This is a genomic window from Parashewanella tropica, assembly GCF_004358445.1.
Lineage (GTDB): Bacteria > Pseudomonadota > Gammaproteobacteria > Enterobacterales > Shewanellaceae > Parashewanella > Parashewanella tropica.
In genome coordinates, this window is the sequence record NZ_CP037951.1 from 1,940,427 (window position 1) to 1,966,582 (window position 26,156).

Annotated in this window: 30 protein-coding genes; 20 read left to right on the top strand and 10 right to left on the bottom strand. The window is 39.3% G+C overall.

Annotation, left to right across the window (positions count from 1 at the left end):
- Positions 1 to 31 precede the first annotated feature (31 nt).
- The 8 genes from aroA (at position 32) to E2H97_RS08350 (ending at position 7,628) form a co-directional block, all read left to right on the top strand.
- A complete protein-coding gene (gene aroA, locus E2H97_RS08315; protein WP_133406710.1) occupies positions 32 to 1,315 on the top strand; it encodes a 3-phosphoshikimate 1-carboxyvinyltransferase in 1,284 nt (427 codons plus the stop codon).
- 473 nt (positions 1,316 to 1,788) lie between these two features.
- Complete coding sequence (cmk, locus tag E2H97_RS08320) at positions 1,789 to 2,481, top strand: (d)CMP kinase (protein ID WP_133406711.1); 693 nt, start codon at positions 1,789 to 1,791, stop codon at positions 2,479 to 2,481.
- A gap of 113 nt (positions 2,482 to 2,594) precedes the next feature.
- Entirely contained in the window at positions 2,595 to 4,262 is a 1,668-nt protein-coding gene (gene rpsA / locus E2H97_RS08325; protein ID WP_133406712.1) for a 30S ribosomal protein S1, read from the top strand.
- Positions 4,263 to 4,334: 72 nt separating this feature from the next.
- Entirely contained in the window at positions 4,335 to 4,622 is a 288-nt protein-coding gene (gene ihfB, locus E2H97_RS08330; RefSeq protein ID WP_133406713.1) for an integration host factor subunit beta, read from the top strand.
- A gap of 162 nt (positions 4,623 to 4,784) precedes the next feature.
- Positions 4,785 to 5,060, top strand: a complete 276-nt coding sequence (locus E2H97_RS08335) for a LapA family protein (RefSeq protein WP_133406714.1) — start codon at positions 4,785 to 4,787, stop codon at positions 5,058 to 5,060.
- Position 5,061: 1 nt separating this feature from the next.
- On the top strand, positions 5,062 to 6,222 hold the full coding sequence (gene lapB / locus E2H97_RS08340; protein ID WP_133406715.1) for a lipopolysaccharide assembly protein LapB: 1,161 nt from the start codon (positions 5,062 to 5,064) through the stop codon (positions 6,220 to 6,222).
- A 46-nt stretch (positions 6,223 to 6,268) separates the two neighbouring features.
- Positions 6,269 to 6,973, top strand: a complete 705-nt coding sequence (pyrF, locus tag E2H97_RS08345) for an orotidine-5'-phosphate decarboxylase (RefSeq protein ID WP_133408598.1) — start codon at positions 6,269 to 6,271, stop codon at positions 6,971 to 6,973.
- Positions 6,974 to 7,082: 109 nt separating this feature from the next.
- Positions 7,083 to 7,628 carry a DUF2058 domain-containing protein gene (locus E2H97_RS08350; RefSeq protein WP_133406716.1) on the top strand — a complete coding sequence of 182 codons (546 nt, stop codon included), beginning with the start codon at positions 7,083 to 7,085 and terminating at the stop codon, positions 7,626 to 7,628.
- 57 nt (positions 7,629 to 7,685) lie between these two features.
- On the opposite strand, the gene E2H97_RS08355 is transcribed toward E2H97_RS08350, so the two are convergent.
- The 3 genes from E2H97_RS08355 to bepA are packed head-to-tail and all read right to left on the bottom strand — an operon-like array spanning position 7,686 to position 9,926.
- Entirely contained in the window at positions 7,686 to 8,060 is a 375-nt protein-coding gene (locus tag E2H97_RS08355; RefSeq protein ID WP_133406717.1) for a DUF2069 domain-containing protein, read from the bottom strand.
- Positions 8,060 to 8,410, bottom strand: a complete 351-nt coding sequence (gene arsC, locus E2H97_RS08360) for an arsenate reductase (glutaredoxin) (RefSeq protein ID WP_133406718.1) — start codon at positions 8,408 to 8,410, stop codon at positions 8,060 to 8,062. The genes E2H97_RS08355 and arsC overlap by 1 nt, the downstream gene beginning before the upstream one ends.
- A gap of 43 nt (positions 8,411 to 8,453) precedes the next feature.
- Positions 8,454 to 9,926 carry a beta-barrel assembly-enhancing protease gene (gene bepA, locus E2H97_RS08365; protein ID WP_425466808.1) on the bottom strand — a complete coding sequence of 491 codons (1,473 nt, stop codon included), beginning with the start codon at positions 9,924 to 9,926 and terminating at the stop codon, positions 8,454 to 8,456.
- A gap of 84 nt (positions 9,927 to 10,010) precedes the next feature.
- On the opposite strand from bepA, the gene E2H97_RS08370 reads away from it, so the two are divergent.
- Together E2H97_RS08370 and E2H97_RS08375 are read left to right on the top strand one after the other, a co-directional pair.
- Entirely contained in the window at positions 10,011 to 10,250 is a 240-nt protein-coding gene (locus tag E2H97_RS08370) for a sulfurtransferase TusA family protein (RefSeq protein ID WP_246029073.1), read from the top strand.
- A gap of 15 nt (positions 10,251 to 10,265) precedes the next feature.
- Positions 10,266 to 11,333 (top strand): AI-2E family transporter, encoded by a 1,068-nt coding sequence (locus tag E2H97_RS08375; RefSeq protein WP_133406721.1) that lies wholly within the window; start codon positions 10,266 to 10,268, stop codon positions 11,331 to 11,333.
- A 42-nt stretch (positions 11,334 to 11,375) separates the two neighbouring features.
- Here the strand turns inward: E2H97_RS08375 and bcp are convergent, their stop codons facing one another.
- Both bcp and E2H97_RS08385 read right to left on the bottom strand, forming a co-directional pair.
- Positions 11,376 to 11,846, bottom strand: a complete 471-nt coding sequence (bcp, locus tag E2H97_RS08380) for a thioredoxin-dependent thiol peroxidase (protein WP_133406722.1) — start codon at positions 11,844 to 11,846, stop codon at positions 11,376 to 11,378.
- Between the two features lie 2 nt (positions 11,847 to 11,848).
- Entirely contained in the window at positions 11,849 to 12,388 is a 540-nt protein-coding gene (locus E2H97_RS08385; protein ID WP_133406723.1) for a glycine cleavage system transcriptional repressor, read from the bottom strand.
- A 186-nt stretch (positions 12,389 to 12,574) separates the two neighbouring features.
- Between E2H97_RS08385 and dapA the strand changes: the two genes are divergently transcribed.
- The 7 genes from dapA (at position 12,575) to rnd (ending at position 20,004) form a co-directional block, all read left to right on the top strand.
- A complete protein-coding gene (gene dapA / locus E2H97_RS08390) occupies positions 12,575 to 13,459 on the top strand; it encodes a 4-hydroxy-tetrahydrodipicolinate synthase (protein WP_133406724.1) in 885 nt (294 codons plus the stop codon).
- Positions 13,460 to 13,463: 4 nt separating this feature from the next.
- A complete protein-coding gene (gene bamC, locus E2H97_RS08395; RefSeq protein WP_133406725.1) occupies positions 13,464 to 14,549 on the top strand; it encodes an outer membrane protein assembly factor BamC in 1,086 nt (361 codons plus the stop codon).
- Positions 14,550 to 14,669: 120 nt separating this feature from the next.
- Positions 14,670 to 15,371 carry a tRNA (adenosine(37)-N6)-threonylcarbamoyltransferase complex dimerization subunit type 1 TsaB gene (gene tsaB, locus E2H97_RS08400; RefSeq protein ID WP_133406726.1) on the top strand — a complete coding sequence of 234 codons (702 nt, stop codon included), beginning with the start codon at positions 14,670 to 14,672 and terminating at the stop codon, positions 15,369 to 15,371.
- A gap of 128 nt (positions 15,372 to 15,499) precedes the next feature.
- Positions 15,500 to 16,159: a M50 family metallopeptidase gene (locus E2H97_RS08405; RefSeq protein ID WP_133406727.1), complete on the top strand. Its 660-nt coding sequence runs from the start codon at positions 15,500 to 15,502 to the stop codon at positions 16,157 to 16,159.
- A 5-nt stretch (positions 16,160 to 16,164) separates the two neighbouring features.
- Entirely contained in the window at positions 16,165 to 17,037 is an 873-nt protein-coding gene (locus E2H97_RS08410) for an alpha/beta fold hydrolase (protein ID WP_133406728.1), read from the top strand.
- A gap of 154 nt (positions 17,038 to 17,191) precedes the next feature.
- Entirely contained in the window at positions 17,192 to 18,871 is a 1,680-nt protein-coding gene (fadD, locus tag E2H97_RS08415) for a long-chain-fatty-acid--CoA ligase FadD (RefSeq protein ID WP_133406729.1), read from the top strand.
- Positions 18,871 to 20,004, top strand: coding sequence for a ribonuclease D (gene rnd / locus E2H97_RS08420; RefSeq protein WP_133406730.1), 1,134 nt, complete (start codon positions 18,871 to 18,873; stop codon positions 20,002 to 20,004). The genes fadD and rnd overlap by 1 nt, the downstream gene beginning before the upstream one ends.
- A gap of 53 nt (positions 20,005 to 20,057) precedes the next feature.
- Here rnd and minE read toward each other — a convergent pair whose 3' ends face one another.
- The 3 genes from minE to minC are packed head-to-tail and all read right to left on the bottom strand — an operon-like array spanning position 20,058 to position 21,826.
- Positions 20,058 to 20,321, bottom strand: coding sequence for a cell division topological specificity factor MinE (gene minE / locus E2H97_RS08425; protein ID WP_133406731.1), 264 nt, complete (start codon positions 20,319 to 20,321; stop codon positions 20,058 to 20,060).
- Between the two features lie 3 nt (positions 20,322 to 20,324).
- Positions 20,325 to 21,134 (bottom strand): septum site-determining protein MinD, encoded by an 810-nt coding sequence (minD, locus tag E2H97_RS08430; RefSeq protein WP_133406732.1) that lies wholly within the window; start codon positions 21,132 to 21,134, stop codon positions 20,325 to 20,327.
- A gap of 11 nt (positions 21,135 to 21,145) precedes the next feature.
- Positions 21,146 to 21,826: a septum site-determining protein MinC gene (gene minC / locus E2H97_RS08435; protein WP_133406733.1), complete on the bottom strand. Its 681-nt coding sequence runs from the start codon at positions 21,824 to 21,826 to the stop codon at positions 21,146 to 21,148.
- A 111-nt stretch (positions 21,827 to 21,937) separates the two neighbouring features.
- On the opposite strand from minC, the gene E2H97_RS08440 reads away from it, so the two are divergent.
- From E2H97_RS08440 to E2H97_RS08450, 3 genes are all read left to right on the top strand, one after another.
- Positions 21,938 to 22,216, top strand: a complete 279-nt coding sequence (locus tag E2H97_RS08440) for a YcgL domain-containing protein (RefSeq protein ID WP_133408599.1) — start codon at positions 21,938 to 21,940, stop codon at positions 22,214 to 22,216.
- 171 nt (positions 22,217 to 22,387) lie between these two features.
- Entirely contained in the window at positions 22,388 to 23,368 is a 981-nt protein-coding gene (locus E2H97_RS08445; RefSeq protein WP_170308267.1) for a lytic murein transglycosylase, read from the top strand.
- 80 nt (positions 23,369 to 23,448) lie between these two features.
- Positions 23,449 to 23,889, top strand: coding sequence for a YcgN family cysteine cluster protein (locus tag E2H97_RS08450; protein ID WP_133408600.1), 441 nt, complete (start codon positions 23,449 to 23,451; stop codon positions 23,887 to 23,889).
- Between the two features lie 4 nt (positions 23,890 to 23,893).
- On the opposite strand, the gene dsbB is transcribed toward E2H97_RS08450, so the two are convergent.
- Positions 23,894 to 24,424: a disulfide bond formation protein DsbB gene (gene dsbB, locus E2H97_RS08455; RefSeq protein ID WP_425466804.1), complete on the bottom strand. Its 531-nt coding sequence runs from the start codon at positions 24,422 to 24,424 to the stop codon at positions 23,894 to 23,896.
- 85 nt (positions 24,425 to 24,509) lie between these two features.
- Complete coding sequence (gene nhaB, locus E2H97_RS08460; RefSeq protein WP_133406735.1) at positions 24,510 to 26,096, bottom strand: sodium/proton antiporter NhaB; 1,587 nt, start codon at positions 26,094 to 26,096, stop codon at positions 24,510 to 24,512.
- Positions 26,097 to 26,156: the final 60 nt, after the last annotated feature.

Below are 26,156 nucleotides of genomic sequence, written 5' to 3' on the forward strand. Positions count from 1 at the left end.
CTCTAATCTGTAAGTCTATTTTCTTCATAAAATGCAACAACTCACTTTATCTCACATTGCTAAGTTCAATGGTGAAATCAATATTCCTGGCTCAAAAAGTATTTCTAACCGCGCTTTGTTATTAGCGGCACTGGCTTCGGGAACGACCAAGCTCTATAACTTGTTAGATTCTGATGACATTCGTCATATGCTGTCAGCCCTTAAGCAGTTGGGAGTACGTTATGAATTGAATGACGATAAAACGGAATGTGTGGTTTATGGAAATAATGGACCATTCAAAAGTGATAAATTACAGTCATTCTTTTTAGGAAACGCAGGGACCGCGATGCGTCCATTGTGTGCGGCATTAACCTTAGGTTCTGGTGAATACGAGCTAACGGGTGAGCCTAGAATGGAAGAGCGCCCAATTCGAGATCTTGTTGATGCACTTGAACAACTGGGTGCTGACATTAGCTACCAAAAAGAACATGGCTTTCCACCTATTTTGATAAAAGGAACTGGGTTATCAGGTGGTAATGTCAATATCTCAGGTAAATTATCTTCACAGTTCTTAACTGCATTACTCATGGTGGCTCCGTTAGCAAAAGACAATGTATTAATTACTGTCGATGGTGAGCTAGTTTCTAAGCCATATATTGATATTACTATCAAGTTGATGGAACGCTTTGGCGTTAACGTTATTAACCATGATTATCAGCGTTTTGAAATCGAAGCAGGGCAAGTTTATCAATCTCCTGGTGAGTTTTTAGTTGAAGGTGATGCTTCATCTGCTTCATATTTCTTAGCTGCTGGCGCAATCAATGGCGGACAGGTAAAAGTAACGGGTATTGGAAAAAACAGCATCCAAGGGGACATTCAATTTGCGGATGCTCTCGCGGCTATGGGGGCGAATATTGAGTGGGGTGACGATTATATTCTTTCGTCTAAAGCAGAGTTATCTGCCATTGATATGGATATGAATCATATTCCTGACGCAGCCATGACATTGGCTGTTGCCGCTTTGTTTGCCAAAGGCACAACTAAGTTGAAGAACATATACAACTGGCGTATTAAAGAGACGGATCGTTTAGCTGCCATGGCGACTGAATTAAAAAAGGTTGGGGCAACAGTGGTAGAGCATAATGACGCGATTGAAGTAACTGCACCGGAGCAGTTAGTTCATGCAGAAATTGATACATATAATGATCATCGCATGGCGATGTGTTTCTCTCTGCTTTCTGCATCTGAAGTAGGAGTAACCATTAACGATCCGGGCTGCACTTCAAAAACTTTCCCTAACTATTTCGAAGCCTTAGCTCAAATAGGTCAGAAGTAAACTCTGACAAGCCGTATTAGTTATATGCTGTTATTGCAGTCAACAAATTTGTACGGCTTCATCTGTATTCATTTTTATTCAACCTAAAAACATCAGTTGGCTACGTTTTCAAGCGTAGAAAAAATGATTGCTAGCAAGGCGTAGCTTGCAGCAAGTAGTAATTCTACTTGCAAAAGTTACAACGCTGCTAGCGGACATTTTAGCAAGCTTGTGGGCGTAGAGCATTTCACTCATTCGGTGAAGGATGAAAACATTGAAATTATAGATAACTCAGATAGATATTATCTTAATGAGCGTCCAACTGGTGTTTTTAGGTTCGAAGGTCACGAATATCTGAAAAACAATCGGATTTTTGTGTTTAGCTGGTGTACAATGCCGCCGCTTATTTTCATTAGCACCACAAAATTTATTTTTTCTACTAGGCTTTAACAGCCTTTGTGGTGCTTTTGGGGAATGTTTATTTTGGAGGAATTATGTCTGAACGGACTCCAGTAGTAACAGTTGATGGCCCAAGCGGAGCTGGTAAAGGAACAATATGTCATTTGCTTGCTCAAAAACTCGGATTTCATTTATTAGATAGTGGTGCCATTTATCGAGTGTTGGCATTAGCTTCAATACATCATGATGTTGAACTTGATAACGAAGAAGCGATTAGTTTGTTAGCCGCACACCTCGATGTACAGTTTCTTGCAGGCAATGAAAGCGACAACATCAAAGTGGTTTTAGAAGGCGAGGATGTCACTCGAGATATTCGCACTCAAGAATGCTCTGATGCTGCATCAAAAATTGCTGCGTTCCCAAGAGTAAGAGAAGCATTATTACGTCGCCAACGTGCATTTGAAGTTGAGCCTGGATTAATCGCTGATGGTCGAGATATGGGAACCGTAGTATTCCCTGATGCACCCGTTAAGATTTTTTTGACCGCATCGGCTGAAGAACGTGCAGAGCGTAGGTATAATCAGTTGCAGGACAAGGGCTTCGATGTTAAAATCGACCGCCTTTTGGCTGAAATCATTGAACGCGATGAGCGTGATATGAATCGACCAGTTGCACCGCTGAAAGCAGCGGATGACGCATTAGTCGTTGATACGACAGGAATTAATATTGATGGTGTGTTAGATATCGTACTGACACACATCGAAAAACATTTATCAAGCCCTGAGTAGCTCGTAAAGAACCATTCAAGGTTGATAGGCATTCACCACAGGGACGATGGTGATAAATTTTAACTGACTCTACATTTAGGATGAATGTAGTTTATTACTTAAAGTAAATTAACATGACTGAATCTTTTGCTGATCTGTTTGAACAATCCCTTGAACAACTAGAATTCCGCCCAGGCTCTATCGTACGTGGTACTGTAGTAGCTATCGAAAACGGTATGGTACTAGTTGACGCTGGTCTTAAATCTGAAAGCCCAATCCCTGCTGATCAATTCAAGAACGCTGCTGGCGAACTTGAAATCAACGTTGGTGATGAAGTAGACGTTGCTCTTGACTCTGTTGAAGATGGCTTCGGTGAGACTCAACTTTCTCGTGAAAAAGCTAAGCGTCACGAAGCTTGGATTGTTCTTGAAAAAGCATACGAAGACGCTGAAACTGTTATCGGTGTTATCAATGGTAAGGTTAAAGGCGGTTTCACTGTTGAACTAAACGGTATCCGTGCATTCCTACCAGGTTCTCTAGTTGACGTTCGCCCAGTTCGCGACACTGCTCACCTAGAAAACAAAGAATTAGAATTCAAAGTAATCAAGCTAGACCAAAAGCGTAACAACGTTGTTGTTTCTCGTCGTGCTGTTATCGAATCTGAGAGCAGTGCAGAGCGTGACGCTCTTCTTGAGAACCTACAAGAAGGTCAAGCTGTTAAAGGTATCGTTAAGAACCTTACTGACTACGGTGCATTCGTTGATCTTGGTGGTGTTGACGGTCTTCTACATATCACTGATATGGCTTGGAAGCGTGTTAAGCACCCATCTGAAATCGTTAATGTTGGTGACGAAATCAACGTTAAAGTTCTTAAGTACGATCGTGAGCGCACCCGTGTATCACTAGGTCTTAAGCAACTAGGCGAAGATCCATGGTTAGCAATCAGCAAGCGTTACCCAGAGAACACTCGTTTGAGTGGTCGCGTAACTAACTTGACTGACTACGGTTGTTTCGTTGAAATCGAAGAAGGCGTTGAAGGTCTTGTTCACGTTTCTGAAATGGATTGGACTAACAAGAACATCCACCCATCTAAAGTTGTTAACTTAGGTGACGAAGTTGAAGTTCTAGTTCTAGACATTGACGAAGAACGTCGTCGTATCTCTCTAGGTCTTAAACAATGTAAGACTAACCCATGGGATGATTTCGCTTCTCGTTACAACAAGGGCGACAAAGTATCTGGTAAGATCAAGTCTATCACTGACTTCGGTATCTTCATCGGTCTTGACGGTGGCATCGACGGTCTTGTTCACCTATCTGACATTTCTTGGACTGGTACTGGCGAAGAAGCAGTATCTGAGTACAAGAAAGGTGACGAAATCAGTGCAGTTGTTCTTTCAGTTGACCCAGAGCGTGAGCGTATCAGCTTAGGCGTTAAGCAAACTGAAGACGATCCATTCAACGCTTACTTGGCTGACAAGAAGAAAGGTACTATCGTTAATGGTACTGTTGCAGCAGTTGACGCTAAAGGTGTTACTGTTGAGTTGGCTGACTCAGTTGAAGGTTACATCCGCGTTGCTGACATCTCTCGTGAGCGCATCGAAGACGCATCTACTGTATTCGCAGAAGGTGACGCTGTAGAAGCTAAGTTCATGGGTGTTGATCGTAAGAACCGCACTATCAGCCTGTCTATCAAAGCGAAAGACGAAGCTGAAGAGAAAGAAGCACTAGCATCTGTTAACAAGAAAGATGACGCTGTTATCAGCAATGCTATGGCAGAAGCGTTTAAAGCTGCTCGTAAGTAATCATTGTTGTAAAGGTGCTTTAATTAGCACCTTTGATGATTAAGTTTGGCTTAAAATAAGAGGATAGCTAGGATGACTAAATCCGAACTAATCGCAAAACTCGCTGCTAATAATCCACAATTATCAGCGAAAGAAGTAGAGAATGCTGTAAAAGAAATGCTGGAGCAAATGGCTTCAACATTAGAATCTGGTGATCGCATTGAGATCCGTGGATTCGGTAGCTTTTCACTTCACTACCGTGCTCCGCGTGTTGGACGTAACCCTAAAACTGGAACCTCAGTGGATCTAGAAGGTAAGTATGTACCACACTTTAAGCCAGGCAAAGAATTACGAGAACGTGTTGATGCTATCAATTCGTGATCGAACTTGATTAAAAAGCCTCCTTTGGGAGGCTTTTTTGTATCTAAAGCTAGCCTAAAGCCAATATTTCGCAGATAATCAGAACTCGTACGGATTTCAATAACTAAACACTGTGTGTTGTAGGAATTAAAGCCAGTTTTACTGAACTATATGGAGATTCATGTGAAATCATTTTTCATTACAATTGTCGTTGCAGCAATCTTCTTTTTAGCTTTTATTTTCGGCGCACGTAACGAACAGATGGTGACCATAAGCTATTTTGTGGCTCAAGGTGAATATCGACTTCCTATTGTTTTAGCTTCAGTTTTTTTAGGTGGATTTGTACTAAGTTGGTTGTGTGCGGCGTACCAAATTATTAAATTGAAGGTTTCCTTACGTCAGGCAAATAAAAAGCTTGCGGCATTAGAGCCTAAAGTAACAAGCGAAGAAGAGCGCTAATATGCTTGAGATTTTGTTTTTGTTACTGCCATTAGCAGCCAGTTACGGTTGGTATATGGGGCGTAGAAGCATGCGCCACCAGCAGCAAAAAAAGCAGCGTAAGCTTAACAAGGAATACTTTTCAGGCTTAAATTTCATTTTGTCTAATGAATCAGACAAAGCCGTAGATTTTTTTATCGACATGCTGGATGTCGATGACGAAACCATTGAAACTCATCTTTCTCTTGGCGCTTTATTCCGTAAACGTGGTGAAGTAGACCGAGCTATTCGTATTCATCAGAATCTGATCTCCCGTCCAAGTCTTGCACCAGACCAATTAGAAATGGCAATGGCTGAGCTTGGCAAAGATTATATGGCGGCTGGTTTTTACGATCGAGCCGAAGAAATCTTTTTAAGTTTGCTTCAACAGTCAGAAGATACACATGAAGCCGAAACCCAGCTCATTTCTATTTATCAAACCACGAAAGATTGGCGTAAAGCGATCAAAGTCATAAATCACATGAGTCGCTCTCAGCGTAAAGAATATCTTGAAACTCAAGCTCATTATTATTGCCAGCTCAGTGAAGAATCAGCAGATCCAAACAAGAAGATAAAATATTTAAAGCTTGCACTTAAACAAGATGATAAATGCATACGTGCTTTATTAGAACTTGCAAAAGTCTATGCATCCAAACAAGACTTCAAGCAAAGTAAGCAATACTTACTTGCCATCTTAACAGCCGATATCAACTTCATTGCCGATGCCATAGAGGTGACGAAAGAGGTCTATCTCGCTCAATCTGATATTAATGGCTATCGTGACTATTTGCAGCAAGCGGTTGAAAAGGGCGCTGGCATTTCTGCGATTTTAGAAATCGTTCACTTATTGCTGCAAAACAATGAATTAACTGAAGCAGAAAACATATTATTAGATTCTCTTTATCGCAAGCCTACGATGAAAGGCTTTCAAGAGTTGATGAAATTGTACTTAGAACAAACTAAGGACGATTCATCCAAAGATAATCTGGCTCGCTTAGAAAAGTTGGTTGCTCAGCAAATTGCTTATCGACCATCGTATCGCTGTAAAGTATGTGGCTTTCCTGCTCACGTACTTTATTGGCACTGTCCATCATGCAAAGCCTGGGGGAAAATAACTCGCATAAAAGGTCTTGATGGCGAATAACCATGACTCAATCGGTCATGGAAAAGAAAATAACATCGGAGAAACCATGTCTGAAAAACGTATCCTTGTCGCTTTAGACTATGACAATAAAGCTGAAGCCTTTGCCCTAATTAATCAACTTGATCCTACAATGTGCCGTTTAAAAGTTGGCAAAGAAATGTTTACTTTGTTTGGACCTGAGTTTGTGAAAGAGGTGCAAGATAAAGGCTTTGATGTTTTCCTCGATTTGAAATTTCACGATATTCCAAATACGGTAGCTAAAGCTGTAAAAGCAGCTGCTGAACTTGGTGTATGGATGGTTAATGTGCATGCAAGCGGTGGCTTGGCAATGATGAAAGCCGCAAAGGACATTCTTGAACCCTATGGTGATAAAGCGCCACTATTAATTGGTGTTACTGTACTGACTTCAATGAGTGATGAAGAGCTGCCATTAATCGGCATAAATAAAACCGCTGATGAGCAAGTGCAACATTTAGCAGCATTGGCTCACCAGGCAGGATTAGATGGAGTGGTTTGTTCGGCGCAAGAAGCCGAGTCGCTAAGGTCCACTTTAGGTTCTGAGTTTAAATTAATCACTCCGGGGATCCGCCCAATTGGTTCAGCAGTTGGCGATCAACATCGTATTATGACACCAGAGAAAGCACTAAAAGCAGGCTCAGATTATTTGGTCATTGGTCGACCTATCACGAAAGCACTAGACCCACTTGAAGCCTTAACCAGCATTCATTACAGTATCAATCCAACTGAATAAATATTAAGACTTTAATGTTATGCTTGCGAAGGTGTAGGCATCCAGCGTCTTTAAATTAGTCACTAGATACCTTCCTTCGCAGGTATGACGGAAAAAAAGAGAAACACAAATGGCAAATGCATTACAAGAGCAGCTATTAAAGGCAGGCTTAGCCAGTAAGCAAAAAGTTCGTGACGTAAAAACCCAAAAGCGTCGCAATAGAAAGCAAAAAGTTGATGATGGTTCTGCAGCGTTAAAACAACAAATTGCAGAGCAAAAACAGCAACAAGCTGAAAAAGATAAAGCGTTAAATGAAAAACGTTTTGCAGAAGCAATGGAAATAGGGCAAGTCCGTTCTTTAATTACTGAGTTCACTCGTACCGCACTTTCTTTACCGACAAATGGCGAAGTTAAATTCAACTTTACGGTTGGAACTAAGGTACATGCTATTTATATCGATGATTCTATTCAGTCGCAGCTCTTGAATGGTAAGTTAGGTATTGTACGCCATGAAGAGAAAACTTATGTTGTGCCGTTTAAATTAGCTGAGCGTGTGAATTTATTGGTACCTGAATGGTGTGGATACTTGGCTACTGAAGCGGATAAAACAGGTGAAATCGTAGAAGAAGATGATCCTTATGCAGATTATGTCATCCCAGATGATTTGATGTGGTAATTTATTTAAGCTAAAAAAGAAGCCCGATATAAGTTCGGGCTTTATTATATCCAACTACTATTGATCTTTTTTCTTTTTTAATCCCAAACCCAATTCACGGCCACGGAATCGAGCATAGTATGGGAATCCAATCAGCAGTAATGAAATTAAGACTGTCTCGATAACAGCAAAGATAAAACCACTATCGGCAACCCATAAATTTGTTAGAGCATGTAACTCATACAAGCATAAAATGAAACTTGCCCAAGCAAAAGTATAGGGATTTCCTTGTATGATCCCTTTAAGTGGGAGCAGTAACGGTATGATCCACAGAGCAGTAAACGCAATACTGTATGTTCCCGATAAACCTAATTGAATAAAGTAACCGCTTAGCAATAAGACTAAAGCAATATATCCAGTTCTGCATAATTGAAATAGAGTTTGTGTTTGCATTAGATGATGTCCAATACATTTTCTGGTGGACGACCAATTACTGCCTTATCATTTGCCAATACAATCGGACGTTCAATGATTTTAGGCGTTTTTATCATGGCATTGAAAAGTTGCTCGTCAGTGACTGAATCATCAGAGAGATTTTGCTCTTTATAATCATCTTCCTTTGTACGCATCATGTCACGTACAGCAACATTCAGTTTGCTTTGAATGCTTTTAAGCGTCTCAATTGTAGGGATATCTTTCAGGTATTCGATAACCTCAATTTCGCAATTATTTTCTTCTAACAAAGCAAGAGTCTGTCTGCTTTTAGAACAGCGAGGGTTGTGAAAAATGGTTACTTTTGTCATTTGTCTTCTCATCTATCAGTTTGCTGCGGAGTTTAACAAAAATCTATCGCTTAGATAATTTTTTTATTTCAAGTTGATATTGCCTAAATTGACGAATTCTTGCTTCAATTCTTGCGAGCTGTAATGGATCTTTAGAGCTTTGCTGATGAGCATAATTCAATTGATCTATTGCTCCTTCAAAGTTCGCTTGTAAGGCCATAATTTCGGCTTGAATATAATGTTCCATGGCGGAATTATTGGTTTTGCTGTAGGCATCTAGTAGAAGTTGGTATGCCAACACATTGGCATGATCATAAAAGATAGCTTCTTGTAGGATTGGTATCGCTTTTTCAGATTTTCCGCCTTCAATATATGCGTGGGCTAAGTTCATCGATATGACTTGTGATGTAGGCTTGTCTTGATATTGTGCCTCTAACATTTGAATGGCTTTTCGAAATTTCTTCTCTTTGATCAATAGATCGGTTTTTGTATCGATATAGAACAAATTGTCAGGATCGCGTTTGAGTAACTCTTCGATAATTTTGTTCGATTCTTTGGTTTTCTGTAATTCAAATAAGGCTAATGCTTTTCCATAAAGAGCTGCATCTTTAACAACAAAAGTTCTTTGATCAAGTTGCTTCTCGAACATAGCAAGCGAAGCGTTATTGCTGTAATCAGAGAATCTAACTTCCACTCGAGCCTTTGCTAGCTGGAAATCAAGGCTGGCTGGGATATATCTATGAGGATACTTTGCTGCTCGGTTTCTAGCTTCGGTAATCCTTGATTTGGGAAGAGGGTGGCTTTGCAAAATCTCTGGTAAGCGAGTAGCGTATTGGTATTTTCTAGCCAGCTTATTAAAAAATAGATATGCACCATCAGGATCAAAACCTGAGGCAACTAAAGTATGCATTCCAAGACGGTCTGCTTCTTTTTCATTGGAACGGGTATAGTTTATTTGGGTTTGTCTTGCTATACCTGTTGTTGTCGCCAATGCCGCCATACCTGCTTCTGGTGCTGCAATTGTTAAAAGTAAAGAACCAATTAATCCTGCAATCATTGCTGGATTACTTCTGGCTCTTGCTTCCATCGCACGAGCTAGATGCCTTTGAGTAACATGTGCAATTTCATGGGCGTATACTGAAGCTAACTCACTTTCGTTATCGGCGGTGAGAAGTAAGCCAGTATGTATGCCTACATGCCCCCCAAAAAATGCAAAAGCATTAATTTCATCATTTTGAATAAGAAAGAATTGAAATGAGGTTTTAACATCTTGTGCATGCGCGACAAGTTTGTTGCCGAGTTCTGTGATGTATTGATTCAATAATGGATCATAAACAACGGGTTGAGAAGCGCGTTGAACTCGCATGTAAATATCGCCAAGTTCATTTTCCTGATCAATCGTCAAAGTACTTGCAGCGGCAGTACCGAGGTCTGGTAGTTCATTGTCTGACCATGCTAAATGAGATGAGGAAAGCAGACCGGCCGTAAGTAAAGCCATTGTCATTTTTTTTAATTTTAAGAAACGCTTTTGTTTAATCAATGTAGACCTACTTTTAACCGATGAAAATAGGGGAGTCACTTGTGTTTTGTTTGTAACCTAGGATAATAGCGTCAGTTATGTTTGAGCAAGCGCATTATGCAATTTATTGATTTAACTGAGCACCGTTGCCCTTTGGTGTTAGTAAAAGTCAAAATGGCAATTAAGCAATTAGCTGTTGGCCAACAGTTACAATTTGCTATTTATGACCGTCTATCTCGCGAAGATGTTCCCAAATATTTACAACAATTAGGCCACCATGTGCAAATAATCAGTAATACTATAGATAAGTTTGAATTTATAGTAACTAAGTCTTCAAAATAGTGGAACTCATCGCTAATGATCACATTACTTTCAGATTGGTATAAAGCCAGATTCAGTGACCCTCAAGCTGTAACTTTGGTTTTGATCTTACTTACACTTTTTTTAACCATATATTTTGCCGCAGGTATTTTAGCGCCATTGATTGTTGCTCTGGTGTTAGCCTTTTTATTAGAGTGGCCAGTAAAGCAAATGCATCGAATTGGAATCAATCGGACAGCAGGCTCTTCTATCGTTTTACTGATGTTCATAGGATTGGTTTTATTATTGGTATTAGGAATTCTTCCAAGTGTATGGAACCAAGCAATGGCCTTTGTTTCTGAATTGCCTTCTATGATTGATAAAGGAATGGAAACAGTTCAAGAATTATCGACTAAATATCCTGCTTATATAAGTACAGATCAAATCAACAGCTTATTAAATGAAGCAAAAGCCTTATTAGATACCAAGCATTTGATTAACTTTGGTCAACAGCTACTTGGTTTTTCTGCCTCTTTAATTGTACTGATGATTTATGTGGTTTTGGTTCCGCTATTGGTTTTCTTTTTCTTAAAAGACAAGCAAGTGTTACTTAATGGAGTTAAGCGATTTTTTCCAAGTAATCGTGAATTAGCCGGAAAAGTATGGTCCGAGATGCATCAACAATTGTTTAACTACATTCGTGGTAAAGTAATAGAAACCGTTGTTGTTGGTGCTGCTACCTACATCTTCTTCTTATTTATGGATTTACGCTATGCGGCGTTACTAGGTGTATTAACAGGACTCTCCGTTCTTATTCCGTTTTTAGGTGCCGCTTTAGTTACACTCCCTATTTTACTCGTTGCATTTTTCCAATTCGGTATTAGCCCTGCATTTGGATATGTGATGCTTGGTTATGGCATTATTCAAGCACTTGACGGAAATGTACTGGTTCCTCTTTTGTTTTCGGATGCTGTTGATCTTCATCCTGTGATAATTATTGCCGCGGTGTTAACTTTCGGTGGGCTGTGGGGAGTGTGGGGAGTTTTCCTAGCGATACCGCTGGCTTCACTGGTTAAAGCAGTGCTTAACGCTTGGCCTGAGCGAGAGCAAGTAGCTACAGTTTGATGAAAAAAAGCGACCGATTGGTCGCTTTTTTAATGGGAAGTATTATTCACCTTTTAGGTAGCTTAGCACTACATCATGATGTTCTTTTGTTTTGAACTTATCGAATACATGTTCGACAGTACCATTTTGTGCGATTAAGAAGCTTAAACGATGGATACCGTCATAAATTTTGCCCATGAATTTTTTCTCTCCCCACACGCCAAATGCATCTGCTACGGCGTGGTCTTCATCACTGAGTAACGTAAAGTTAAGCTCTTGCTTATCCGAGAATTTAGTTAATCTCGTAACAGGATCAGGGCTTAAACCAAACACAGTTACGTTCAAGCTATCCAGTTCAGATTTAGAATCTCTGAGACCACAAGCTTGTACAGTACAACCAGGAGTGCTTGCCTTAGGATAGAAGTAGACTAAAACTCTTCCTTTCTTTAAAGCTGACTCTAAAGAATGTGTTTCTCCATATTGATCTTGTAAATCAAATAGTGGGGCTTTGTCGCCTGCCTTTAGGGTATTCATAGTTATTCCTGAATGATTTTTGTTAATTGTTTGATGCTGCTTTCAAGCCCTAGCTTTAGAGCAAACTGCTCAATTTCTGGGGTTACAGCGTCCGCAGAAATACCTTCTGGGACATTGATAATCACTTGAATTTGTTGTGTGTGCTTATCATCTTCATCTGACTCTGCATGAGATTTTACACTGGCTAAGTCGAGTTCTTTATCTGCTAAAAAGCGTGTAATGGCCGCCATTGTTCCACGTTGATCTGCGCCAGAAAAAACCACTTCCAATCGAGAAGTAAAATTAGTCAAGGTATGCTTAGATGTACGCTTAACGACAGTTAATAGATCCAACTCAACACTCAGGCTGGGAATAGTACTTTCAATTTTAGCTATTGATGTCCAAGAACCTGATAACATCATTATCATGGTGAACTCATTACCAAATATAGCCATTCTGCTATCAACAATATCGCAATCACAATCGGTTGCAAGCCTTGCAAGACGGCTGACAATACCTGGACGGTCGGCACCCATAGCTGTAAGTACTAAGTAGTTGGTCATTAAATTACCTCTTTAGAAAGCCAATCTTCGATGCCGAAATAGACAAGAAAGATCAATAGGCCGAAATAAGCAAAAGATATTATCAAATTTATCCTCTTGTTTGTACTTGTCATTATTGCTGAGCGTAAGTAACATAGCGTGGCTCGAGTATTGCTTGAGAATTTTTCTTAGTTGAGGGGATAACAAATGTTTAAGGGAAGTTTTGTTGCCTTAGTCACTCCTATGGAGCTTGATGGTAGTGTTGATTACCCAAGCTTAGACAGGCTGATTGAATTTCATATTGAAAATGGCACAGATGGGATTGTTGCCGTAGGCACAACAGGTGAGTCAGCGACTCTTTCTACAGCAGAATACGTTGCCATTGTTAAACATGTTGTGAAAGCCGTAGATGGGCGAGTTCAGGTTATCGCTGGTAACGGCTCTAACTCCACAGCGAGTGCAGTTGAGCTGACTAAAGCATTATCTCCGCTTGGTTTGGACGGGATGCTTTGTGTTACCCCTTATTACAATAAGCCTTCGCCTAAAGGTTTAATCGCGCATTTCAAAGCAATTGCTGATAGTACTGATGTCCCTCAGATTCTTTATAATGTACCAGGTCGTACAGCAGTAGATATGCAGCCAGAAGTCGTTGCTGAGCTTGCTAAATTATCCAATGTTGTTGGAATAAAAGAAGCAACGGGTGATGTGAATCGAGTTGAAATCATTCGAGAGTTATGCGGCGAAGATTTTGCCATTTTAAGCGGTGACGATGCAACTTGCCGTGAATTCATGTTGCTTGGCGGCGATGGTGTTATTTCGGTAGTTAATAATATTGCTCCTAAAAAATTCAAAAACCTATGCGATTTAGCCTTAGCAGGCAATACCGATTTATCACAGCAAATTGATGAATCATTTTCAGGGCTTTACGAATCATTATTTATTGAAGCTAACCCGATTCCAGTAAAGTGGGCGAGTTATCATCTTGGGCTTATCACTAATCCTACAATTCGTTTACCTTTGACTGAACTTTCTTCTAGTCATCATGGTCTGTTAATAGACGCAATGAAAAAAGCCCAAATAGAGGTTAAATAATTACATGCTTAAAAAAGTTTCACCATTGGTCTTGATTATGACCGTTGCTGCTTGTTCTTCTCCGAGTGAAAGACGTCAAGCTAACGGTTCTGATGAATACACAACAGAAAAGTCTGAACCACAACTTATTATCCCCAATGGCTTGAAACAGCCAACTTATAGCTCTGAATTTCGTCTGCCTGAGTTAGGAAAAGATAAGTCAGAACAAGTCGGAACAGGACTTGATATCAGACCTCCTCTACAAGTGTTGGCACTTGCAGAAGGAACTCGTGTGGAAGATAACAGTAAGGGCGTAAAGGTCCTTGTTGAATCAGTAAATAGTAAAGTGAACCTTAAGAGTGAAGTTGTTGCTGCTTTAAAGAGTTTTTTAGCCAGTCGCAATATTAACATTCTAAAACAAACGGATAATCCATTTACTTTACAAACAGATTGGATAGAAACAACCAGCGTTGTAGATTCAAACTTATTTGGTAGTGATAAAACGTATACTTTACGTCAACGCTACGAGTTTGATGTTAACATCAAGCCTCATGGCCGCACAGGTGAGATTGCTATTAAGCTACTTGAACATCAAGAAGAATTTAATGGTGATGATCAAGGCGTGAAGCTGACTAGTACAGATATGCATCGCTATACTGTAGACATGTTGAACTCAGCTATTTCATTTTTAAGAATTGAACGAAATAAAGCCATCAATGCTGCGCGAATTGAAAGTAGCCTTGGTATGAAGGTTCAATTTGAAGCTAAATCTAATGATGGATATTGGCTAGTCAATGCACCACAAAATAAAGTGTGGGATCGCTTACGTATTGTTTTACCTGAGTTAGGTTTTGAAATTGTTGATATGGATACAAGTAAGAACTTGTACTTTGTCGACTATAAAAATGAAACAGGTTTCTGGAGCTCTCTATGGGGCGATAGCAACAAGATTGAGCTTAAAGATGGTTCGTATCGTCTAACCGTTGAGTCTCAAGACGGTGGCCAGACAAAGTTAGTGCTTCATGATATCGAGGACAAACCTTTATCTATTGATATTTTAAAATCGTTAAGCCAGCCTTTGATCACTCAAATGGCAGAAAAGCGCTCTTAAAATCCTAAAAGAGCAAGTAGGTTAAATCTACTTGCTCTTTTACTTTAGCCTATGCTCTAATCGCCTTTCTCATAGTTATAATGCGTTACCAACGCAATAATTCAAGTCAGTAGTAACACTATGCCTAAAATTAACCCAACACTTCTTGCCATCGATACTTGTACTGAAGCGTGTTCAGCTGCACTATTGCATGATGGTCGAGTTTTCTTTGAGTCTGTCAATGCACCCAGAGAGCACAGTCAAAGACTATTAGGAATGGCAAACGCATTATTATCAGAAGCTGAGATTTCACTTCAAGATATTGATGGAATTGCTTATGGAAGAGGCCCTGGAAGTTTTACTGGGATTAGAATTTGTACCAGCATGACGCAAGGGTTAGCTTTAGGTCACGATATACCTGTATATGGCGTGTCTACTTTAGAGACTATGGCACAAATTGCAAAAGAGCAGGGTGCTAACCAAGTGTTCTGTGCTATTGATGCTCGCATGAGTGAAGTCTATACCGCTCAATATCGAATTGATGAGGAATCAATAATTCCTGTTTCAAACGAGCAAGTATGTTCACCTGACTCTGTAAAGATTGAGTTAAATCATTCTAAGGTAATTACTGTCTGTGGAACAGGGATCTCGGCTTATCCAGATTTAAAGGATAAAGTCTCCAATATTGAACTGCAGACTCTGGCTGAGCTTCCTAATGCAAAGGCTATGTTGCCACTGGCAATTAATGCATGGGAGCAAAATTTATATACATCTGTAGATGAATTATCGCCTGTGTACTTGCGTGATACCGTTACATGGAAAAAACTCCCTGGTCGCGAATGATTCATTATTAGACGTTTTAATTATTTAAGAACCAGAGCCTAACCTCTGGTTTTTTATTACCCATGACTGGATTAAAAAATCAAATCACTTAATATGACTTCAATGGCTCATAATTATTAATCGCTTAGATGGACTGGCATAAAAATAAACTCATTCAAACTTGGCTTTATCTGATCATTACAGCGGTCTTGCTTCAAGTCCCATTTTTAAGTTTACCTTTATATTGGTTTGCAACTTATTATCATGAGCTTTCCCATGGCATTGCCACGTTATTGTCAGGTGGCGTTGTAGAAAAAATTCAACTGTTTACCGATGGTTCTGGTTTTTGTTTTAGCAGAGGTGGTATCCACACACTTATTGCTTTTAGCGGTTATTTTGGTACACCTTGGTTTGGTGCGGTTATCTTTAAAATTGCAGAACCCAAAGCTGCAGTGACAACCAAGCTATTAGCATCATTCATGTTGGCCATCGTCGCTGTGACACTAGTGTTTTATGTATCCGATATACTGACGGCTTTGATCTTATTGTTAATTGCAACTGGCTTTTTAGCTTCTTTGTATATCAGTAATGTGAGCTGGCTAAGACACATATATAAGTTATTTGGCATGTCTTTAATTTTAAATGGTCTCCTTAGTTCTCTTTCTTTATTTGGATATCCCCATGAAGGTGATGCGGCTCATTTAGCAAATCTAACGTGGCTACCTGGTATCTTTTGGGTCGCTTTGTGGGTTATCAATGCAGCTGGGGTCTTGTTGTGGGTACTTAAGACTTCCAAGACTCGTGGGTAAATAATATGGTTAACTCGAAAGAAATAATAATTAAGCTTCCTCACATTCGATTAGCCGCTAAACAATGGGGAGAATCAAATAAGCCAATTATTCTTGCATTGCATGGCTGGTTAGATAATGCAAATAGCTTTGAATCACTCGCACCATTTTTAAGTGATTATTGCATTATTGCCATTGATTGGCCGGGGCATGGTCATTCCCAGCATCGACAAGATGGTTATTCATTACACCTTACTGACTACGTATTCGATTTAGAGTTAATAATTTCGTATTTCGTCGAGAATTTTACATTAGATCGCGTGCAAATCCTTGGTCACTCTTTTGGCGGTATTATAGCAACTATTTACAGTAGTTTATTTCCTGAGAGAGTCGAGAAATTGATTTTACTGGACGCTTTGTTGCCATTATTTGAAAAAGAAAATAAGGCTAGAGAGCGTCTCAAACGTTCAATTCAACAACACGCCCAACTAGCCAGCTCAAAGAATGATATGAAGCACTATTCATCAATTGAAGTTGTAGCAAAAGCTCGTCATAAGTTAACAAAACTAAATTATGACTCTTGTGTATTGCTGGTTTCAAGAAATTTAACTAAATCAGAAAACGGAGTCATCTGGCATTCTGATCCTAAGCTTAAGTTAGATTCAGCATGGCGTTATTCTGAATCCCAGATATCTAGCCTAATTGATAAAGTGGTCACTCCAACTCTGTTAATCTTGGGTAAAAATTCCAGTTACATACAGCTAGAAACACTCACAGAGAAGAATCATCAATATTTTGATCAACTTAAGATCGCCAATTGTGATGGTGGTCACCATCTTCATATGGATAGTCCAAAGCAAGTTGCAACTCATATTTGCTCTTTCATTGAGCAGTCATAAACACAAAAACTAGGATTTTGTGTTTATTTATGTGAATATGAACAATTACAATTCAAACAGGCGTATGACGTTCTGTTAAACAAGAATAATAACTATCATACTTTTTACAGGATGCAGTTTATCCTGTCTCTTCGATTGAACTTAGGAGACGAATGTGAATCAACCTTGGCTAGATAACTTACCAGAAGGTGTTCCAGCAAACATAAATTCAAACCAATATTCCTCACTGGTTGATATGTTTGAAAAATCAGTCAATAAATATGCCGATCAGCCTGCATTTGTTAGTATGGGGGCAACGGTTACCTATCGTAAATTAGAAGAGCGCAGTAGAGCATTCGCAGCATATTTACAGAATGAACTGGGCCTTAAAAAAGGTGACCGGGTAGCATTAATGATGCCTAATACTTTGCAATATCCAATTGCTTTGTTTGGTGTTTTACGTGCAGGAATGGTGGTCGTTAATGTAAACCCTCTTTATACGCCTAGAGAATTAAAGCATCAGCTCAATGATTCTGGTGCTAAAGCCATTGTCGTTGTTTCTAACTTTGCAAAAACATTAGAAACGGTTGTGGATGAAACACCTGTAAAGAGTGTGATTATTACGGGGTTAGGTGACTTACTAAGTACACCGAAACGCACCATCGTAAATTTTGTTGTTAAATACATAAAAAAACTTGTTCCTAAATATAATTTGCCGCATGCCTTACCTTTTAGACAGGTGCTATCCAAAGGTCGTAGACAGCAATATATCAAGCCAGAAATCAGCTCAGAAGATATTGCGTTTCTACAATATACGGGAGGAACAACGGGGTTGTCGAAAGGTGGGATGCTTTCCCATAGCAACGTAGTATCCAATGTATTACAGGCAAGTGGTGCCTACTCACCAATTCTCAAAGACGGTAAAGAATTGGTTGTTACTGCATTACCTCTGTATCATATTTTTGCACTAACCGTTAACTGCCTTTTATTTGTCGAAAAGGGTTGTAATAACTTACTAATTACAAACCCACGCGACATTCCTGCGTTTGTATCTGAGCTTGCAAAGTATCCTTTTACAGTATTAACAGGTGTAAACACCTTGTTTAATGCATTGGTGAATAATGAAGAATTTAAAAAATTGGATTTTTCTAACCTAGGGTTGTCTATTGGTGGCGGTATGGCTGTACAGCGTGCAGTCGCTGAAAAATGGCAATCAATCACTCAAAGTCGTCTTCTAGAAGGATATGGTTTAACTGAAGCCTCACCTCTAGTTACCTGCTGTCCTTACGATTTAGACGGTTATAACGGCTCTATCGGCTATCCAGCACCAGGCACGGATATTCAAATTAGGGATTCTGAAGGTCAAGCTTTACCGCAAGGTGAATCTGGCGAAATTTATGTTAAAGGCCCTCAAGTCATGCAAGGCTATTGGCAAAACCCTGAAGCGACCAAAGACGTTATCGATGAAAACGGTTGGTTAGCGACTGGTGATATTGGCTATATGGATGAAAAGGGCTTTTTCTATATTGTAGACCGTAAGAAAGATATGATTTTGGTTTCAGGTTTTAATGTGTTTCCAAATGAGATTGAAGATGTTGTTGCTTTACATCCTAAAGTCATAGAAGTGGCGGCTATCGGTGTGCCAAATGATGTAAGTGGTGAAGCGGTTAAGATTTTTGTGGTTTCTAATAGCGATAAATTAACTGAAAAAGAACTAATCAAGCACTGTAGAGTGCATTTAACTGGCTACAAAATACCAAAATTTGTAGAGTTTAGAAAAGAACTGCCAAAGACAAACGTCGGCAAAATCTTAAGACGTGCATTACGTGACGAAGAAAAAAAGCAGGATAATTAATGTCTGAAACATTGCGTAGCGATTTGGGTTTCGATTATATCTATATTGAAGATCAAAATGCATTTGATGATTTAATTCTGCAATACTCACAAAGCGATATTCTCAGTATAGATACAGAGTTTGTTCGCACTCGCACTTACTATGCAAAGCTTGGGTTGCTCCAAATGTATGATGGTCAAACCCTTGCTTTGATCGATCCATTAAAGTGTGAAGATTTATCAGGTTTGTGGGCATTATTGGAAAACGAAAATATCATTAAGCTGTTGCATGCAGGCAGTGAAGATTTAGATATTTTTGCACATTATGGTCAAGTTGAGCCTAAGCGTTTATTCGATACGCAGTTTGCGGCATCTATTTGTGGTTTTGATCATGGGCTAGGCTATGGGAGACTGGTGGAGCAATGCCTTGATGTTTCGTTAGATAAAGGTGAGTCTAGAACGGATTGGCTAAAACGTCCGTTATCTCAAAAGCAGCTTGATTATGCGGCGAATGATGTGTTCTATCTTTACCGCTTATTTCCTCTCTTAAAACAGAAACTCATCGAATTAGAACGATTTGAATGGGTGTTCGAAGAAGGGCAGTTGCAAGCATCTGGTCGTGCCGACGAAATCGATTTTGATAACGCTTACTTAAAGGTTAAAAATGCATTCCAGCTGACGCCAAAGCAACTTGCGTTGTTGAAACCGTTAGCCAGTTGGCGCCTAAAAACCGCAGTAAAAAAAGATGTAGCCATTGGTTTTATCCTTAAGGATCACATACTAATCGCTTTAGCTAAGGCTTGGCCTAAGAGCCTAAAAGATTTTGGTAAAGTCCGTGAAATGTCTAACCTTGAGCGTGGGCGCTATGGGAAACAAGTTCTTTCATGTTTTCAGCAAGCTGATTTCGAGAATTTACCAGAACGTATCGACGCCATTGCTTATCGGGATGATTATAAAGCCAGTTTTAAGTTGATCAAAAAAGAATTGACTCTGGTTGCAGAGCATAATCAATTGCCGCTTGAGCAACTTGCATCGAAGAAAATGGTCCATGAGTATTTAGGTTGGTTTTGGAAACAACCTGAAACCTTGCCGAAAATTCTTACAGCATGGCGTGGTAGGTTGACAAACGAAAGCCTTTCAAAAATAGAGATTTAACAAAAAAGCAGTTATGTTCATAACTGCTTTTTTAATGGAATAATGTTAAAGAACTATTGTTTATCTTCAGGAAGCGTAACGTTAAGTTCTAATACAGAAAGGTTATCATCATTTTGGTCAACGCTTACAGAGACTTGATCCTCTGAAATTGTAATATATCGGTTAATGACCTCAATGATTTCCTGTTTCATCTTTGGAAAATAGTCAGGCGTATCACGTTCCGAACGCTGATGTGCCACAATAATTTGCAGTCGCTCTTTAGCTAAAGAAGCAGAAGAAGGCGTTTTCTTCGATCTAAAATAATCTATTAATGACATAAGTTAGCTTCCAAATATCCTTTTCAATAATCCTTTCTTTTCTTCTTCTAAAAATCGAAGAGGAACTTCGTTACCCAGTAGACGTTCGACAGTGTCTGAGTACGCCATACCAGCATCGCTTTCAGTATCTAGAATGACTGGTGTACCAGAGTTTGAGGCTTTCAAAACGGCTTGAGATTCTGGGATAACACCAACTAAATCAATGGCTAGGATTTCCTTAACATCATCGACGCTGAGCATTTCACCTGTAGTGACACGTTTAGGTGAGTAACGCGTTAGTAATAAATATTCTTGAATTGGCTCAAGGTTTTGTTCTGCTCTGCGTGACTTACTTTGTAACATGCCAAGAATTCGGTCTGAGTCGCGTACAGAGCTGACTTCTGGGTTGGTTGTCACAACGGCAATGTCAGCAAAATAAAGCGCCATCATAGCACCTTGTTCAATACCCGCAGGTGAATCACAAATGATGTACTCAAAGTCTTTAGCTAAATCATCAAGAACTTTACCCACGCCTTCTTTTGTCAAAGCGTCTTTATCGCGCGTTTGAGAGGCTGGCAAAATAAATAATTTCTCACAGCGTTTATCTTTGATAAGCGCTTGGTTTAAGTTGGCTTCACCATTGATGACATTAACAAAATCGTAAACGACACGGCGCTCACAACCCATAATCAAATCGAGATTTCTTAAACCAATATCAAAATCGATGACAACGGTTTTGTGTCCTTTAAGGGCTAATCCAGTTGCGATTGCTGCACTAGATGTGGTTTTTCCTACGCCACCTTTCCCGGAGGTGACCACAATAATTTGTGCCATTGTTATTATCCCTATTTTCCCTTTGAGAAGGGGAGTGATTCAAAAATTAATGATTCATTATCTAACTTGATGCAACATGCACTTTCAGTGTCATGTTCAGCTAGATTTTCGGTTAACCAGTATTGTCCAGCAACGCTGATTAACTCTGCTTCTAGTTTATGAGCGATAATAATTGCGTTTTTATCACCCGTAGCTCCTGCCATTGCTTTCCCGCGCAAAGAGCCATAAATATGGATACTGCCATCAGCAATCACTTCTGCTCCATTACTTACAGCGCCAAAAATGATCAAGTCAGCATTTTTGGCATAGATTTGTTGACCAGAACGAATATTCTTTTTAACAATTTGGGTTGTCTTTGGAGCATTGATGGACTTTGATGAGACCGTTTTACCGGCTTTCATTGTTGCCAATCCAATTTCTTTAGCGGAGTTGTGCTGTTGTTCAGAACCTCCAGTAACACCAACAATGATGAGATCATACTCATTCAGTAGTTGTTTTAGCTCAATGAGATTTAATTCTGAAAGGGCAACGGCTTCAAGATTTAAAACAAGTGGTGCACCCAAAAAAAATTGAGGGGCTATAGCGAGTTTTTCAGCTAATTCATTTCTTATCTTTTCAAGATCAGCACTTTTAATATGAAGTACAGATAGCGTGAAAGAAGAACCCTTTAACTCGAGATTTGATTCTAGCATCCCGGCCTTACTTCTCCTGAAATTCTTCAGCACAATGCTGATCCAGATTATATTTTCAGTGCTTCATGTTATAGTGTGGCACTTTATCTTTCAAGCAGTAAGTACCCGATTATGATATGTGCTGTCTATAAAAGCAGTGTTAAGCCAGAAACCTACCTCTACGTCCCTAAAAATGGCGATTTTAGCCAAGTGCCAGAACCATTATTAAAGATGTTCGGAACACCAATTTTTGTTATGGCCTTACCATTTGTAAAGGTAGAAAAACTGGCTCTAGCTGATATTGATACAGTGAAAAATGATATTGAAGAAAAAGGTTTTTATCTACAACTACCACCGCCAACAGAGAACCTTTTAGAGCAACACAAGAAAGCCTTAGGAATGGAAGAGTAAGTGCTATAAAACATGAGCACTTGTTGTTTTTATGTGAGAGCGTTAAGCTTGAAAGCTAAAACTTAAAGTTAAACATTTTCTATAAAAAATAATAAGTGCGGCCTTATCACTAGTTGAAAAACGATGTATGTAACTAGTTTCAGTGGTAACACAAGGAAAACAGGGTATAGAATGGCAAGTTTATTCGTACAAAAGGCATCAGTAGTATTTACTTTAGCGTTTAGTATTAATAGTTATGCTAACAACATTAGTTTCAAAGATTTTGTAAACAATGTGCTTTCATCGCCACAATCTAATCTTTCTGCGGCTGAGGTTGATACTTTACTTCCAAAAATAAAACAATTCAAAAAGCTTGGTGAACCGCCAGTATCTTCTGATTCTAACATTTTTTTTGAAGATTATTTAACGCGAGTTGTTGATCAGCAAGCCATAGATTATTCGTATGCAAAGCATCAAAATTATTCACATCAACTCCAGGCCATTTCAAAGCAATACTCTGTTCAACCCCGTTTCATTGTTGCACTGTGGGCAGTAGTCTCTAATTTTGGTAAATCCAAAGCGAATTATTCTGCGTTATCTGTATATGCATCTAAAGCATACGATGAGCATGATGAAGGTTACAAAAATGAACTTGTGGCTGCTGTAAGCTCAGTTAAGGCTGGCTATGTTTCAATTGAAGAAATTAGCAGTGATTACCATGGAAACTTAGGTTTATTGTCTATCTCACCTAGTTTCTATTATCAGTATGCCGTTGATTGGGATAATGATGGTAAAAAAGATATTTGGCATAATCATTTAGATAGCTTTGCGACGATTGCGAATTTTTTGAATAAACAAGGTTGGGATCATACTGCTACATGGGGGCGACAAGTTAAGCTTACTCGAGCTTTAAATGATGAAACTAACTTAACACAAGCACAAAATTTTAATGTTTGGTCGCAGAGAGGGATCACTAAATTTAATGGTAGCCCTCTATCAAGCCGCGCCGATATTTATGCTCGATTATTAAAAGTGCCAAATTCAAAAGGTCGCTATTATCTTACATACAACAACTTTGATGTGTTAGGTAAGTGGCCAAAGATGGACGATTATCGGTTATTATCAGTGATGTACTTATCTGAGCGGCTTAATAGAAAAATAAAAGGCTTTTAAAAGTATAAGATTAACCTCTGCAAAGGCTGAAGATTTATAGTAGAATCTTCAGCCTTTTTTTATTTGCGGTGTTCTATATGATGGCTTTTTGGGAACAAAAATCATTAGCAGAAATGTCTTCTCAAGAATGGGAGTCTCTTTGTGATGGTTGTGGTAAATGTTGTTTAAATAAAATCATCGATGATGAAACTGACGAGCTTTATTACACCAATGCAGCTTGTAAGTTATTGGATACCAAGAAATGCCATTGTACTAAATATGAAACTCGTTTTGACTATGTACCAGACTGCACTGTAGTTACCATTGATAACCTGCCGCAACTTGATTGGTTACCTGACACCTGTGCATATAAGCGCTTATATAATGGTTTACCGCTACCAAGCTGGCATCCGCTAATAACTGGTAATAAAAAGAAAATGCACAAATTTGGTATGTCAGTTTCAAAGAAAGTGGTTAATGAAGAAAGAGTGCGGGATATTGAGGACCACATTGTTATGTGGCCGCTCAATGTAAAAGATTAGCGGATTATCTAAATCCACCTCTATTCTCGATTGTTTTGCTTAGAGAGGGTTGGAAGAATAATGCAAATGCAGCCAAATAAATCACAAATACGACAACCATCCATTCAGCCATAGATACACCCATAAACATCCATTGCGATTCACCGCACATCCCAGTAGGCATAAATACCGATGGAAGCCATTCATGGAGTGGCATCCACGAAGGAAAGTCTGGTAGGAACGAGCAGGTGGCGAATGGGTTATTTTCGACTTGAATTTTTACTAATTCAATCGCAATTTTTAATCCCCATGATGCACTCACACCCCATACAACGATTCCGATACATCGCATTAGTCGAGATTTGGGATTGGTTAATCCAATGAAACCACCAACGGCGATCCCCAGAATAGCTAATCTTTGATAGATACACATTACGCAAGGATCGAGCTTCATTACGTATTGAAAATAGAGGGCGCAACCTTCTAAAGCTAGAGCGCTTAATGTCAATAGACCCCATGAAAGTCTTTGCTGAGAAAATTGTACAAGTTGCTTCACTGATAACTCCATATACAAAGTGATTGCCATAAAAAAGCCCCATAATGGGGCTAATTTATTTACTAATTAATGCCTTAAGCTCAGATTAATGAGCTGTGGCACTTGTGTCCAGCAATTCTTTTACAGAATGATGCATAAGCAGGTGTGTATCATAGAAATGCTGAGTTAAACTTTCAAGCCAACCAAGTTGGATAGCAAGAGCACCTACAATAGTCAGTACAATTGTATATGGAAGTGCCATCCAAACCATACGACCATAAGACAATCTGATGAGTGGGGCAATCGCAGACGTCAGCAAGAATAGGAACGCAGCTTGACCATTTGGAGTTGCAACAGATGGTAGGTTAGTACCAGTGTTGATGGCAACAGCTAACAGATCAAATTGGTCACGTGTAATTTGACCATTCAACAATGCCGCTTTCACTTCATTGATATAAACAGTTCCAACAAATACGTTATCAGAGACCATAGACAAGAAACCATTAGCCATATAGAAGATAACTAATTGTCCATGACCTTCAAATGCTAATGCCCATGCAATGATAGGCCCAAATAACTGCTGGTCAATGATCACGCCAACAACCGCAAAGAATACCGCAAGTAAAGCGGTAAAAGGAAGCGCTTCTTCGAAAGCCTTACCTAAAGCGTGTTCATCAGTAATACCATTAAACGAGGTAGTTAGAATAATTACTGATAAACCAATCAAACCAACGCTTGCTAAATGTAAAGCAAGACCAACAATCAACCAAATACCAACAATGGCTTGAACGATTAGTTTTACTTTTTCTTTAGTCGTACGGTTCTTATCTTGATACTTATCGTAGTCAGAAAGAATGCAATGAACCGCATCTGGCAGTTGAACGCCATAGCTAAATACTTTGAATTTCTCGACCAATACACACGTTATTAGACCTGCAATTAGCACAGGTAAGGTTACCGGAGCCATACGAATAGCAAATTCAACAAATTCCCAATGCGCTTTATCGGCAATGATCAGGTTTTGTGGTTCACCGACCATGGTACATACGCCACCAAGTGCAGTACCAACACCAGCATGCATCAGTAGATTTCTTAAGAAACCTCGGAAATCTTCTAGCTCTTGTTCATTTAAGTGATGATCTTCACCAGTATGATCATGACTGTCGCTGAAATTTTTGCCCGAAGCAACTTTATGATAAATAGAGTAAAAACCAACAGCGACAGCAATAATAACCGCGATAACGGTTAGTGCATCCAAGAATGCTGATAAAAACGCCGCTGAGAAGCAGAACATTAACGAAACCATCATCTTATTTCGAACTTTAGTGATGATTTTGGTGAATGCAAACAGCAACAGCTGCTTCATGAAATAAATACCAGCAACCATGAAGACCAATAATAAAATAACTTCTAGGTTTGCTTCGATTTCGTGGAGTACTTGGGTTGGGGAGGTCATCCCAATGGCTATAGCTTCTAAAGCTAATAATCCTCCGGGCTGTAATGGATAGCATTTAAGTGCCATGGCGAGAGTAAAAATAAACTCAATGACTAAAAGCCAGCCAGCAACGAAAGGGTCAATAAAGTAAAATACAAGTGGGTTGATGATCAAACATGCAATAATCGCGATTTTGTACCACTTAGGAGAACTACCTAAGAAGTTATCAATAAACGCCTGACTGATTGTCACAGGCATAGGTTCCTCTCTAACATTTTTCCATCTTGGTAAATTTATAAAAACTGACCAAAGCGCATT